This is a genomic window from Streptomyces sp. NPDC048825, assembly GCF_043198355.1.
GTDB classification, from domain to species: Bacteria; Actinomycetota; Actinomycetes; order Streptomycetales; family Streptomycetaceae; genus Streptomyces; species Streptomyces xiangluensis.
Genome location: NZ_JBICUR010000024.1, coordinates 112404 through 125186 on the forward strand (window position 1 = coordinate 112404; position 12783 = coordinate 125186).

At 69.2% G+C, this 12783-nt stretch carries 12 protein-coding genes; 11 read left to right on the top strand and 1 reads right to left on the bottom strand.

Translation table 11 applies throughout. The features are described from left to right. Positions 1-19: 19 nt before the first annotated feature. The 8 genes from ACGFNK_RS40410 to ACGFNK_RS40445 all read left to right on the top strand — a co-directional run bounded on the left by ACGFNK_RS40410 (position 20) and on the right by ACGFNK_RS40445 (position 8153). Positions 20-1000, top strand: coding sequence for an MCE family protein (locus tag ACGFNK_RS40410; RefSeq protein WP_393424741.1), 981 nt, complete (start codon positions 20-22; stop codon positions 998-1000). Further along, the gene (locus ACGFNK_RS40415) at positions 997-2151 is read left to right on the top strand and encodes an MCE family protein (protein WP_393424657.1); all 1155 of its coding nucleotides are present in this window, start codon (positions 997-999) and stop codon (positions 2149-2151) included. The genes ACGFNK_RS40410 and ACGFNK_RS40415 overlap by 4 nt, the downstream gene beginning before the upstream one ends. Further along, positions 2148-3443 (top strand): MCE family protein, encoded by a 1296-nt coding sequence (locus ACGFNK_RS40420; RefSeq protein WP_393424660.1) that lies wholly within the window; start codon positions 2148-2150, stop codon positions 3441-3443. The genes ACGFNK_RS40415 and ACGFNK_RS40420 overlap by 4 nt, the downstream gene beginning before the upstream one ends. Then, complete coding sequence (locus tag ACGFNK_RS40425; protein WP_393424663.1) at positions 3440-4723, top strand: MCE family protein; 1284 nt, start codon at positions 3440-3442, stop codon at positions 4721-4723. The genes ACGFNK_RS40420 and ACGFNK_RS40425 overlap by 4 nt, the downstream gene beginning before the upstream one ends. Next, positions 4720-5274: a hypothetical protein gene (locus tag ACGFNK_RS40430; protein WP_393424666.1), complete on the top strand. Its 555-nt coding sequence runs from the start codon at positions 4720-4722 to the stop codon at positions 5272-5274. Before ACGFNK_RS40425 ends, ACGFNK_RS40430 begins: the two co-directional genes overlap by 4 nt. Positions 5275-5348: 74 nt before the next feature. After that, complete coding sequence (locus tag ACGFNK_RS40435) at positions 5349-6206, top strand: hypothetical protein (RefSeq protein WP_393424669.1); 858 nt, start codon at positions 5349-5351, stop codon at positions 6204-6206. Positions 6207-6356: 150 nt separating this feature from the next. Next, positions 6357-7214 (top strand): TIM barrel protein, encoded by an 858-nt coding sequence (locus tag ACGFNK_RS40440; RefSeq protein ID WP_393424672.1) that lies wholly within the window; start codon positions 6357-6359, stop codon positions 7212-7214. Positions 7215-7259: 45 nt separating this feature from the next. Continuing rightward, positions 7260-8153, top strand: coding sequence for a 2-hydroxy-3-oxopropionate reductase (locus ACGFNK_RS40445; RefSeq protein WP_393424675.1), 894 nt, complete (start codon positions 7260-7262; stop codon positions 8151-8153). 312 nt (positions 8154-8465) lie between these two features. Here ACGFNK_RS40445 and gcl read toward each other — a convergent pair whose 3' ends face one another. Next, entirely contained in the window at positions 8466-10250 is a 1785-nt protein-coding gene (gene gcl, locus ACGFNK_RS40450; RefSeq protein WP_393424678.1) for a glyoxylate carboligase, read from the bottom strand. A 391-nt stretch (positions 10251-10641) separates the two neighbouring features. On the opposite strand from gcl, the gene ACGFNK_RS40455 reads away from it, so the two are divergent. The 3 genes from ACGFNK_RS40455 (at position 10642) to ACGFNK_RS40465 (ending at position 12756) form a co-directional block, all read left to right on the top strand. Continuing rightward, on the top strand, positions 10642-11496 hold the full coding sequence (locus ACGFNK_RS40455) for a hypothetical protein (RefSeq protein ID WP_393424681.1): 855 nt from the start codon (positions 10642-10644) through the stop codon (positions 11494-11496). 175 nt (positions 11497-11671) lie between these two features. Continuing rightward, the gene (locus ACGFNK_RS40460; protein WP_393424684.1) at positions 11672-12184 is read left to right on the top strand and encodes a GNAT family N-acetyltransferase; all 513 of its coding nucleotides are present in this window, start codon (positions 11672-11674) and stop codon (positions 12182-12184) included. A gap of 98 nt (positions 12185-12282) precedes the next feature. Beyond that, complete coding sequence (locus tag ACGFNK_RS40465; protein ID WP_393424687.1) at positions 12283-12756, top strand: carboxymuconolactone decarboxylase family protein; 474 nt, start codon at positions 12283-12285, stop codon at positions 12754-12756. Positions 12757-12783: the final 27 nt, after the last annotated feature.

Here is a 12783-nt window from a genome sequence, read left to right on the forward strand (position 1 = left end):
GATACGGCTCCTGCCTCGACTGATCCCCTTCCGGGACCGGAACCCCGTCGTCATCGGCGCCGCCGGCCTCACCGCCCTCGCGCTGCTGACCTTCGCCGCGTTCAACGCCGACAGTCTCCCGCTGATCGGCGGAGGCCGGACGTACAGCGCGGCCTTCTCGGAAGCGGGTGGGCTCAAGGCGGGCGACGAGGTGCGGATCGCCGGGGTCAAGGTCGGCAAGGTCGAGGAGGTCGACCTGGACGGCGACCACGTCAAGGTCACTTTCAAGGTCAAGGGCGATCCGGCCTTCGGCACGGCGACCGGTGCGTCGATCCGCGTCAAGACGATCCTCGGCGCCAAGTACCTCGCGCTGCATCCGAAGGGGCCGGGACAGCTGAAGCCCGGCAACGAGATCCCGCTGCGGCGGACGGTGGCGGCGTACGACGTCGTGCAGGCCTTCAGCGATCTGACCACCACGACCGAGGAGGTCGACACGCAGCGGCTCGCGAAGGCGCTGGACACCATCTCCACCACCTTCCAGGACTCGCCCGCCGAGGTGCGGGCGTCCATCAAGGGGCTGTCGAGGATCTCGAAGACGGTGGCCTCGCGCGACAAGGCGCTGCGCGAACTCCTCGACCACGCGAACGGGGTCACCGGGGTGCTGGCCGAGCGTTCCGAGGACTTCTCCGCGCTGGTCAAGGACGGCGACAAGCTGTTCAAGGAGATCAACAAGCGGCGCACGGCGATCCACAACCTCCTCAAGAGCTCCGCAGCGCTCGGTATCGAGCTCTCCGGCCTGGTCGAGGACAACCGGAAGGAGATCGGACCCGCCCTCAAGGGCCTCAACACCTTCGTGAAGATGCTCGAACGCAACCAGTCGAGTCTCGACCGGAGCGTCAGGCTGCTCGCGCCCTATGTGCGGGTCTTCTCCAACACCCTCGGCAACGGCCGCTGGTTCGACAGCTACATCCAGAACATGGTCGCCGCTCCGGTGGTACCGCGGACGGGAGGCTCGCGATGAAGTCACCACTGGTGAGGGCAGGTTCACCTGTGGCTCGCCGCCTGGCCCTGGTCACCGCCCTGGCTGTCGTCGCCACCCTCGCCGTCGTGCTGTGGCCGCGCTCGGAGCCCGTGCGCGTCACCGCCTACTTCCCGCGCACCGTCGGCATCTACCCCGGCTCGGACGTGCGCGTCCTCGGCGTCCGGATCGGCGAGGTCAAGAAGATCACGCCGGAGGGCGAGCGGGTGCGGGTGGAGCTGGAGTACGAGGAGGGGCGCAAGGTGCCGGCCGAGGCCAAGGCAGCGATCATCAACTCCTCGGTGGTCAGCGACCGTTACGTACAGCTGCTGCCGGTGTACCGGAAAGGACCGGTGCTGCGGGACGGCGACGTGATCCCCGAGGCGCGTACGGCCGTACCGGTCGAACTGGACCGGATCTTCGACAGTCTCCACACCACGTCGGAGGCGCTCGGCCCGAAGGGCGCGAACAAGGACGGCTCGCTGTCACGGCTGCTCGGAGTGAGCGCGGACAACCTCGACGGGCAGGGCGAGAACCTGAACCAAACGGTCGAGGACCTTTCGCAGGCGGTCACGACCCTGTCCGACGGACGGGGGGACCTGTTCGGGACCGTACGCAACTTGCAGGTGTTCACGGCCGCGCTGGCGGCCGACGACACGAGCGTGCGGTCGTTCAACACCAGCCTCGCCAAGGTCGCCAAGCAGCTCGCCGGGGAGCGCAAGGACCTCGCGGCGGCGCTGAAGCATCTGGGGACGGCGCTCGGGGACATCTCCGAGTTCGTGAAGAAGAACAAGAAGTCGCTCACCTCGAACGTGAAGGGCCTCAGCAAGGTCACCAAGGTCCTGGTCACCCAACGGGCCGCACTGGAGGAGCTGTTGGAGGTCTCGCCGACCGGTCTGTCCAATCTGCAGAACGCCTATAACGCGTCCGCCGGCACCCTCGACACCCGCAACAACCCGGACCATCCGCAAGACCCGGCCGCGGTGCTGTGCTCATTGCTGAAGACGACCGGGGACGAGGGCGCCAAGAACCCGGACTGCCGGGATCTGGAGAAGCTCTTCAAGTCGCTGCCCGAGGTGCCGCGGGCCCCGGCGGTGCCGAGCACGGGCACGGTCGACCGGACCCTCGGCGGGATTCTGGGGGCGAACGCATGAGCATGCTGCGCAAGGCAGGGGCGGTCGCCTGGGCGGCGGTCGGTTCGGTGCTGCTGTCCGGCTGCGAGTTCAACGGCTGGTACGACGTCCAGCTGCCCGGCGGTGCCGCCGCGGACGGCCACGCCTACCACGTCACGGTCGAGTTCAGGGACGTACTCGACCTGGTGCCGCAGTCGGCGGTCAAGGTCAACAACGTCACCGTGGGCGCCGTCGAGAAGGTCGAACTGGCCGGCTGGCACGCACGGGTACGGCTGCGCGTCGCCGACTCGGTGAAGCTGCCCGGCAACGCGGTCGCCGAGCTGCGGCAGACCAGCATGCTCGGCGAGAAGTACGTGGCGCTGTCCGCCCCGCCGGACACCGACCCCGTGGGCCGGCTCGGTGACGGCGACCGGATCCCGCTGTCCCGCAGCGGCCGGAACCCGGAGATCGAAGAGGTGCTGTCCGCCCTGTCCGCGCTCCTCAACGGCGGCGGAGTGGCCCAGCTCAAGACGATCACCGTGGAGCTCAACAAGGCTCTGGCAGGCCGGGAGAACCGGGTCAAGTCCCTGCTCAAGGAGCTGAACACGTTCCTCGGCGGCCTGGACGAGCAGCGCAAGGACATCGTGCGCGCGCTCAAGGGCATCGACCGGCTGGCGAAACGGCTCGGGACGGAGAAGAAGACCATCGCCCGGGCCGTCGACACGATGCCGCCCGCGCTGAAGGTTCTCGCCGACCAGCGACGTGATCTGACGAAGATGCTCACCGCGCTGTCGAAGCTCGGCAAGACCGGCACCAAAGTGGTCAACGCCTCGCGGGACGACACGGTCGCGAACCTGAAGCAGCTGAGGCCGATCCTGCAACAGCTCAACAAGGCGGGCGACGATCTGCCCAACTCACTTGAGCTGCTGACCACTTACCCGTTTCCGCGCAACGCGGCGGACGCCGTGAAGGGCGACTACGTCAACCTCAAGATCACCGCCGACCTCGATCTGTCGGGCATCTACGGCAACCTCACCGACGAGCCGGGAGAGGGGGGAGGGAAGGACAACGGCGAGGACGACGCACCCGAGGTCCCGGACCTGCCCGAAGTCCCGGACGTACCGGACGTGCCGGACCTGCCGACACCCACGGCGCTGCCGAGCACGCCGAAGCTGCCGGACACGCCTGACGAGCCTTCGGCGCCCTCGGGCGGCGGCCCGCTGTGCCCACCGGTGTGCACCAGCAGTTACGCCGCCGTCGACAACGCAGGCGGCCTGCCTCCCGGGATCGACCTCGCGCTCGCGGAGCTCATGCTGAAGGGGATACAGCCGTGATCACACGTACGGTCAAGGCTCAGCTGCTCGCCTTCGCCACCGTCACCGCCGTCGGGGTGTCGTACGTCGGCGCCGAGTACACGGGCCTGGTGGACGAAATCCTCGACCGCGGTTACACCGTGCGCGCCGACTTCGCCGATTCCGGGGGCATCTTCCCCGGTGCCGAGGTCACGTACCGCGGGGTGCCGGTGGGCCGGGTCGGCGCGCTGCGGCTCGCCGGCTCCGAGGGCGTCTCGGTGTCTCTCGACATCGAGGGCGACGGGCCGCGCATCCCGGCGGACACCCTGGCCGTGGTGGCGAACCGTTCGGCGGTGGGTGAGCAGTACGTCGATCTGCAGCCGCGCGACTCCGGCGGCCCGTATCTGCTCGACGGCAGCTCGATCCCACGCGACCGCACGCGGGTTCCGCTGCCCACCACGGACATGGTGCTCAGTCTGGACCGGCTGGTCACCTCGGTCGGCAAGGACGATCTGCGGGTCACCGTGGACGAGTTGGGCAAGGCCTTCGCCGGCACCGGGCCGCGGCTGAGCCGGCTCGTGGACTCGGGCAACGCGCTCGTGGAGTCGGCGTCCGCCTCGCTCCCGCAGACGGTCTCGCTGATCGAGGACTCACGGAAGGTCCTCAAGACGCAGGCCGACCAGGGCTCGTCCATCAAGTCGTTCTCCCGCGATCTGGCGGCACTCACCGCGGAGCTGAAGTCGAGCGACGGGGACCTGCGCAGGCTGATCGGGAACGCGGCACCGGCCGCGCAGGAGGTCAACTCGCTGCTCAGGTCCACCAGTCCGGACCTTCGGGTCCTGCTGGCCAATCTGATCAGCGGGGGCCAGGTCACGGTGGCGCGATTGCCCGGCGTGGAGCAGGCCCTGGTCACCTTCCCGGTGGTGGTCGCCGGCAGTTACACCGTCATCCCGGGCGACGGCACCACCCACTTCGGGCTTGTCCTCAACGCCGACGATCCGCCGCCGTGCACCCAGGGATACGGGACGCGGCGGCGCGATCCCGCGGACACGAGCACACGCCCGGCGAACACCGACGCGCGCTGCACGGCTCCGCGCGGCGGGGACACCTCGGTGCGTGGCGCACAGAACGCGCCCGGTGCGTCGGCCGGTTCCGGTTCCGGCGGTGCCGGCCGGGCGGCGTACGTCGCGCCGTACGACCCGGAGACCGGCACCGCGACCGGCCCGGACGGAACGCCCGTCGAGATCGGCTCGACGGGCGGACAGCAGACCGTGTTCGGAAAGGAATCGTGGCAATGGCTGCTCGTGGGACCGATGGCATGACAGGGAAGCTGCAGACGCTGAGCGCCGCCCTGGCGTTCGCCGGGCGTCGTGGGGCACTTCTGCCGTCCCCCCGGCGGCACAGGGTCCTGTCGGCGGGACTCGCCGTGGCGACAGCCCTGACCACTGCGCTCACCATATGGCTGTGCGTTCAGTTGCTCGAGCGACATGAGGCGGAGCAGCGACGCCAGGACGTCCTCGCGGCGGCCCGTCAGTCGGCGCTGAACTTCACCTCGCTCGACTACCGGCACTACGACCGGGACAGCGGGAACGTGCTGAAGGGCGCCACCGGCGACTTCAAGGAGCAGTTCGCCGCGCAGACCGAGGAGTTGACCGCGCTGGTCGCCCGGAACAAGTCGGTGTCCGAGGGCCGGGTCCTCGATGCGGGCATCGTCCGGTCCGACGAGCGCTCGGCTCGTGTCCTGGTGGTCGCCGACAGCAAGGTGACCAACACGGCCGTGCCCGACGGAGAGGCGCGCACGTACCGGCTGCAACTCGACCTCGTTCTGAAGGACGGCCGCTGGCTGACGTCCGACGTGGAGTTCGTCGGCTGACCGGGCTCCGCCCCGCCGTACAACCAATGCCGTACGCCCAGTCCAGTGCCGTACGACCAGTAAGGAGTAAGACCGTGGCGAACCTGACCTCCCGTGCGCGCGGCGCCGGCTCACCCGCCCGCCGCACCCTGACGGCGGCCGCCCGCGCGGCGGCCAAGCGCACAGCGGCCAAGGGCGCGAAGCGCGTCACCGGCGATCCCGGGGGCCCGGCCCCGGTGGAAGCGGCCGCCAGCAAGACACCGCGGCGGCCGGAGGAACAGGAGTCCGGGCCGACCCTGGTCATCGACGTTCCGGACGGCTGGGACGACCCGCCAGAGCCGTCACCGGAGTCCTTCAAGGAGGATCCGCCTGAGGGCGATGGCGATAGCGCTGGCGAAAGCGAGACCAAGGGCGAGGGCGAGACCGGCTCCGGTACCGGTGCGCGGCGACTCCACGGGAGGCTGCTCACCGCGATCCTGTCCGTCCTGCTCGTGGCGGGCCTGGTCGCGGTCGCCGTGCTCGGATGGCAGTACCGGGAGGGGCGGCGGGCCGAGCAGGCACGGGGGCAGGCGCTCACGGCCGCTCGGAAGGCTGCGCCCGTCGTGCTGTCGTACGACTACCGGCGCCTGGACCGTGATTTCGCCGCGGCGGGCGCCCGTCTCACCGGAGACTTCCGCGACAAGTACCGGAAGACCACGAAGACGGTGGTCGGGCCGACGGCCAGGAAGTACGAGGGGGTGGTGAAGGCAACCGTCGCGGAACCCACAGCCGGCGGCACTCCCGCGGCCTCGGTCGTATCGGCCTCGCCGGACAAGGCGGTCGTGCTGCTCTTCGTCAACCAGGTGACGAGGAGCACCCAGGTCTCGGGACCGCGCGTGGATCTGAACCGGGTGCTCATGACGCTCGACCGCACCTCCGAGGGCTGGAAGGTGAGCGCCGTCGACGCGCTCTGAACCGCCCTCCCCGGCCGTGCCCTCCGTGCATCCCGCGCGGGGGGCGTTTTTCTGGGACCGCTCTTGACAGGGCTCCCCGACCCCAGGCAGCCTTCCATTAGACAGAAATAAATTTCCGTATTACGGAATACGGAAGGGGGCGCCGACCCGATGCCAGGTTCTGAATGGGGCACAGCCGCAGCGCAGCGCTTCAACGTCAACCTGTCGATTCTCTTCACGGAACTCCCGCTCCTGGAGCGCCCCGCGGCAGCCGCCGCGGCGGGCTTCACCGCGGTCGAGCTGTGGTGGCCCTGGGTCGACTCCCCCACCCCCGAGCGGTCCGAACTCGACGCCCTGAAGAAGGCGATCGCGGACGCGGGCGTCCAGTTGACGGGGCTGAACCTCTACTCCGGGCAACTGCCGGGCCCCGACCGGGGCGCGCTGTCGATTCCGGGCGAGGAGTCGCAGAAGTTCCGCGCGAACGTCGATGTGGCGGCCGACTTCGCCCAGTCCCTCGGCTGCGAGGCGCTCAACGCCCTGTACGGCAACCGCGTCGAGGGCGTGGACCCGGCCGAGCAGGACGCGCTCGCGCTGGAGAACCTTCAGCTCGCGGCCCGCGCCGCCGACCGCATCGGCGCGATCCTGCTGATCGAGGCGTTGAACCGGCCCGAGTCGCCGCTGTATCCGCTGGTGTCGGCCCCGGCCGCGATCGGGATCGTCGACAAGGTGAATGAGGCGACAGGGCTGGGCAACGCGCGCTTCCTCATGGACCTCTACCACCTGTCCATGAACGGCGAGGACCTGCCGTCGCTGATCGAGCGGTACGCCACGAAGACCGGCCACGTCCAGATCGCCGACAACCCCGGCCGCGGGGCCCCCGGCACGGGGACGCTCCCGCTGGAGGAACTGCTGGAGCAGCTGGGCAAGGCAGGTTACGAGGGCTGGGTCGGCCTGGAGTACAAGCCGGGCGACCGGCCGAGCGCCGAGGCCTTCGACTGGCTGCCGCGTGAGGCGCGGGCAGCGCGCTGAACGGCAACCCCACAGACGCAGCACAGCAGTTGGAGAGGCACCCTTATGACCAGCAAACTTCCCAAGGTCGCCTGGATAGGCCTGGGCATCATGGGCTCCCCCATGTCCGAGAACCTGATCAAGGCGGGTTACGACGTCACCGGCTACACCCTGGAGCAGGAGAAGCTCGATCGCCTGGCTGCCGCCGGAGGCACCACGGCCGGATCCATCGCGGAAGCCGTGCGGGACGCGGACGTCGTGATCACGATGGTGCCCGCGTCGCCGCAGGTCGAGGCCATCGCGTACGGCCCTGACGGCATCCTGGAGAACGCGCGGTCCGGCGCCCTGCTGATCGACATGTCCTCCATCACCCCGCAGACCTCCGTCGAACTGGCGAAGGCCGCGGCGGCAAGGGGCATCCGTGTGCTCGACGCCCCGGTCTCCGGTGGCGAGTCGGGCGCCGTGGAGGCTGTGCTGTCCATCATGGTCGGCGGTGAGCAGGCCGACTTCGACGAGGCGAAGCCTCTCTTCGAGGCGCTGGGCAGGACCATCGTGCTGTGCGGGCCGCACGGCTCAGGCCAGACCGTGAAGGCCGCGAACCAGCTGATCGTCGCCGTGAACATCCAGGCCTGCGCCGAAGCCGTCGTGTTCCTGGAGAAGTCCGGCGTCGACCTGAAGGCGGCCCTCGACGTCCTGAACGGCGGCCTCGCGGGCTCCACCGTGCTGACGCGCAAGAAGGACAACTTCCTGAACCGCGACTTCAAGCCCGGCTTCCGTATCGACCTGCACCACAAGGACATGGGCATCGTCACGGACGCCGCCCGCAACGTCGGCGCGGCCCTGCCCGTAGGCGCGGTGGTCGCCCAACTCGTCGCCTCACTGCGTACGCAGGGCGACGGCGGCCTGGACCATTCCGCGCTGCTGCGCGCGGTCGAGCGCCTCTCCGGCGCGCAGATATGACACCCCGATGACTCCGGGTGGCCCCGCCGCTTGACATCTGTCCTGTCGCGCCCGGGCGCCGGCGCCACCCGGACCCACAGTGAGCGCCGGACACGGACGGTTCCGTGCCCGGCGCTCACTGTGTCCCGCTCGTACGCCAGCGTGCGTACGCCGCCTACGGAAGCCTCAAGAGAACCTCTGAACCCGTGCCCAGGGGCTTCAACTCACCCTGTCTGTGGGCACATCCTCAGCACATGAGGCCCGCCGGCACGGGGGCGGCGGGCCTCATACAGGTCATGCAGGCCATACAGGTCATGCAGGCCATACAGGAACTCAGGTCTTCAGTGTCCGGATCGACGTAGGCGCATGCCATGCCTCGTTGGCGACCTCCTCGAACTCCAGCACCGCACTGATGTCGTTCGTCGTGGACATCGCGATGTTGGTGACGCGTTCCAGGATCGCCTCGACCACGACCGGCACCCGGTGTTCAGCGGCGAGCTTCAGCGCGTGTTCGAAGGCGGCGCCGAGTTCACCGGGGTCCGTGACGCGGAGCGCCTTACAGCCCAGGCCCTCGGCGACCTTGATGTGGTCGACGCCGTAGACGCCCAACTCCGGGGAGTTGAGGTTCTCGAACTCGAGGTTGACCTGGAAGTCGATGTCGAACGCGCGCTGCGCCTGGCGGATCAGGCCGAGGTAAGCGTTGTTCACCAGGACGTGCACATACGGGATCCGGTGCTGCGCGCCGACGGCCAACTCCTCGATCATGAACTGGAAGTCGTAGTCGCCGGAGAGGGCCACCACGGACGCCTCCGGGTCGGCCCTCGCCACGCCCAGGGCGGCCGGGACGGTCCAGCCCAGCGGGCCCGCCTGGCCGCAGTTGATCCAGTGGCGCGGCCGGTAGACGTGCAGCATCTGGGCGCCGGCGATCTGTGAGAGGCCGATCGTGGACACGTACCGGGTCTCGGGTCCGAAGACCTTGTTCATCTCCTCGTACACGCGCTGCGGCTTGATCGGGATGTCGTCGAAGTGCGTACGCCGCTGGAGCCGGGCCTTCTTCTCCTGCGCCGCCCGGGCCCACGCGGACCGGTCCGGCAGGGCACCCGCCGCCTTCAACTCCCGTGCCGCCTCGACAAAGAGCTCAAGCGCCGCCTTCGCATCGGAGGCGATCCCGAAGTCAGGCGCGAAGATCCTCCCGAGCTGCGTCGGCTCGATGTCGACGTGCACGAACGTCCGGCCGGCCGTGTAGACGTCCAGCTTGCCGGTGTGCCGGTTGGCCCAGCGATTGCCGATGCCGAGGACGAAGTCGGATTCCAGGAAGGTCGCGTTGCCGTAGCGGTGCGAGGTCTGGAGGCCGACCATGCCGGCATTCAGCTCATGGTCGTCGGGGAGGACACCCCAGCCCATGAGCGTGGGGACGACCGGAGTACCCGTCAACTCGGCGAATTCCAGGAGGGCTTCGGAGGCGTCGGCGTTGATGACGCCGCCACCGGCGACGATCAGCGGGCGCTCGGACGCGTTCAGCATCCGAAGCGCCTTCTCGATCTGCGGGCGGCTCGCGGACGGCTTGTAGACCGGCAGCGGCTCGTACGTCTCGGGGTCGAACTCGATCTCGGTGAGCTGGACGTCGACGGGCAGGTCGATGAGTACGGGCCCGGGGCGACCGGAGCGCATCAGGTGGAAGGCCTGCTGGAAGACTCCGGGGACCTGGGCCGCCTCCAGCACGGTGACCGCCATCTTGGTGACCGGCTTGGCGATCGAGGCGATGTCGACGGCCTGGAAGTCCTCCTTGTGGATCACGGCAGTTGGCGCCTGACCGGTGATGCACAGGATCGGGATGGAGTCACCGGTCGCGGAGTACAGGCCGGTGATCATGTCGGTGCCTGCGGGGCCGGAGGTACCGATGCAGACGCCGATATTGCCGGGACGGGTACGGGTGTACCCCTCGGCCATGTGCGAGGCGCCCTCGACATGGCGCGCGAGGGTGTGGTCGATCCCGCCGGAGGCCTTGAGGGCGGCGTAGAAGGGGTTGATCGCCGCGCCCGGCACACCGAACGCGTCGGTGACGCCTTCCTGTTTGAGGATCTCAACTGCCGCGCGGGCAGCCGTCATTCGAGCCATTGCGTACTCCTGCTTCGGCCGTCGGTTTCCGGCTCCCGTCGCGCCCCGAGGAGAGCTTTACGATTCCACCGGAATTCGCCTGAATTCCGTATCGTGGAAAATATTTTCTACTATCTGGAAGCAATGTAAGTGGGGCCCCAAGGGCCGTCAAGGCACGGCGCCCATTCGGCAGGAACCACTCCGCCTGCCCGGAGTTGGTGGCGTCGTTCGTGGTGCCCGGCCCCACCTGCCCGGACCGTGCACCCGATGCGCGCCGCCCCGTGACGGAGCGCAAGCGGGTGTGGGGCACCGGGTGCTCGTTGTCCCAACTGCCTGCCGTGGGTCGGCCGGTTGGAGGACGATGGGGATCTGCCCGTGGGGCGTTTGTGGATGTGACGTTTCTGGAGTGGTCATGGCCGAGAGCGTGCCGGTACGGTGTCCGGCCTGTCGGCGCGAGCATGTCTATGCGGCGCCGTCGTACCCCTGTGTGTGCGGTGCGCCTGTCACGCCCGAGATCGACCGGGACGCGGTCCCGGAATTCCTTACGCATCACACCTGGGACGACGACTGGATCACGGTCCGGTGCACGGCCTGCGGACGGCGGGACCAGTGGCCGCGGCCCGAACTGGGGTGCCCCTGCGGGACGGTGCTGCGGGTGCCGTTGGCTCAGGAGCGGTCGGGGCCGGGGGACGCGTTGACGGAGGAGGCAGACGCGGAGGGGGAGAGCGACTCCGGCGTCGGTACGGGTACGGGCGGCGAGCCGGAACCCACGGCCTCCGGTAGCGGCTCCGACGCGGACGCCGACCAAGGCAGCGACCTCCCGGCGACCCCTCGCCCCGACTCCCGTCGCCCCCGCATCCCACTCCCCCGTGCGGCTCCCACGCCCCGGCCCCCCTTCAAGCCGGTGACGATACGTACGGCCCGGGACGCCGTGACCGCCGCCGCCCTGTATCTCCGCTGGCTCGGCTACCAGGACATCCGGCGGGCCAACCAGCGTCCGCCCTCCGGGATCGGGCTGGCCGCGCGTGGCGTTCTCGCACAGGTCGACCCGACGCTGCGGCCGGCCTCGCTGCGTGACGTGGAGTGTCTGTGGCTGACGGCGATGACGGAGTCGACGGGCTGCGTCTACTTCTCCCTGGCCGGGTACGCGGAGGACGCCCGCTCTGTCGCCGACTCCCTCGGCGTCCCCCTCTTCGTGCTGGACCTCACGGGGACGCCCCAGCCGGTCAACAGCTTGGCGGACGAGCTGGTCGCCGCGGGTGCGTGACCAGGGGCTCTGCCCCTGGGCCCCGCTGGGGGCTCCGCCCCCCAGGCCCCCGATCGGCCTGAACGGCCTCGTTCTCAAGCTCCCCCAGCTACCGCTGGGGGAGCCCCCAGAGGTGCCCCCAGACGAGCTGATTTATTCATGCGGGACTCAGCTGCAAAGTTCGCATACTTGGCCCATGGCCATCAGACCCGCCACCCCCGCCGACCTCCCGCTCCTCCAGGACATCGAGCGCGCCGCCGGCGAACTCTTCCGCCCCTTCGGTATGCCGGAGATCGCCGATGACGAGCCGCCCGCACTCGACGAACTGGAGCGCTTCCTGCAGGCGGGGCATGCCTGGGTAGCCGAGGACGACGTCACTGGGCGCGTCGTTGCGTATCTGATCGGTGAGCCGGTGGACGGGGCGTTTCACATCGAGCAGGTCACCGTCCACCCGGACGCGGGCCGCCGGGGCGTGGGCCGGGCCTTGATCGCGTACGCCGCCGAGCGCGCGCGTGACGAGGATCTGGCCGCGCTCACCCTGACCACCTTCACGGAGGTCCCCTGGAACGCTCCGTACTACGAACGCCTCGGCTTCCGCGTCCTGGCCGGCCCCGAACTCACCCCTGGCCTACGGAAGATCCGCGCCATCGAAGCCGAGCACGGCCTCGACCGGTGGCCCCGGGTGTGTATGCGCAGAAACTCCGACTAGAGACGACTGGAGACGCAGGTCACATTCTCGGCTGTCACATATCGTCGAGCCGTCCCGTCGTAGAGGTGAAGCCATCAACAACGACGGAGGAGCTCATCGTGGAAGCTCGCTTGGACCTCATGGCCCGCCCGGGCGCAGCCAAGGCCTTCAAGCACATCGTCGCGGCAAGCAAGGCGCTCGCGAACTCGACACTGCCGCTCTCGACGCAGGAGCTGGTGAAGCTTCGCGCCAGTCAGATCAACGGCTGCGGCTTCTGCACCGACATGCACAGCAAGGACGCCATACACGCCGGGGAAACCTGGACGCGCCTCAACCTGGTCGCGGCCTGGCGGGAGGCCACCGTGTTCACCGAGGCCGAGCGCGCGGCCCTGGAGCTGGCGGAGCAGGGCACCCGCATCGCGGACGCGGCCGGTGGTGTCACGGACGAGGCCTGGGCGAACGCCGCCAAGTACTACGACGAGGACCAGCTCGCCGACCTGGTGTGCGTCATCGCCATCATCAACGCCTTCAACCGCGGGAACGTCATGCTCCAGACACCCGCAGGCGACTACCAGCCCGGCATGTTCGGATAACTCGGACTACGAGGACCGCCGCGGCAC

Excerpts from the sequence above, each read along its gene's own strand:
- ACGFNK_RS40415 (WP_393424657.1), top strand. The coding sequence starts at position 997 with ATGAAGTCACCACTGGTGAGGGCAGGTTCACCTGTGGCTCGCCGCCTG.
- ACGFNK_RS40420 (WP_393424660.1), top strand. The coding sequence starts at position 2,148 with ATGAGCATGCTGCGCAAGGCAGGGGCGGTCGCCTGGGCGGCGGTCGGT.
- ACGFNK_RS40430 (WP_393424666.1), top strand. The coding sequence starts at position 4,720 with ATGACAGGGAAGCTGCAGACGCTGAGCGCCGCCCTGGCGTTCGCCGGG.
- ACGFNK_RS40440 (WP_393424672.1), top strand. The coding sequence starts at position 6,357 with ATGCCAGGTTCTGAATGGGGCACAGCCGCAGCGCAGCGCTTCAACGTC.
- ACGFNK_RS40445 (WP_393424675.1), top strand. The coding sequence starts at position 7,260 with ATGACCAGCAAACTTCCCAAGGTCGCCTGGATAGGCCTGGGCATCATG.
- gcl (WP_393424678.1), bottom strand. The coding sequence starts at position 10,250 with ATGGCTCGAATGACGGCTGCCCGCGCGGCAGTTGAGATCCTCAAACAG.
- ACGFNK_RS40455 (WP_393424681.1), top strand. The coding sequence starts at position 10,642 with ATGGCCGAGAGCGTGCCGGTACGGTGTCCGGCCTGTCGGCGCGAGCAT.
- ACGFNK_RS40460 (WP_393424684.1), top strand. The coding sequence starts at position 11,672 with ATGGCCATCAGACCCGCCACCCCCGCCGACCTCCCGCTCCTCCAGGAC.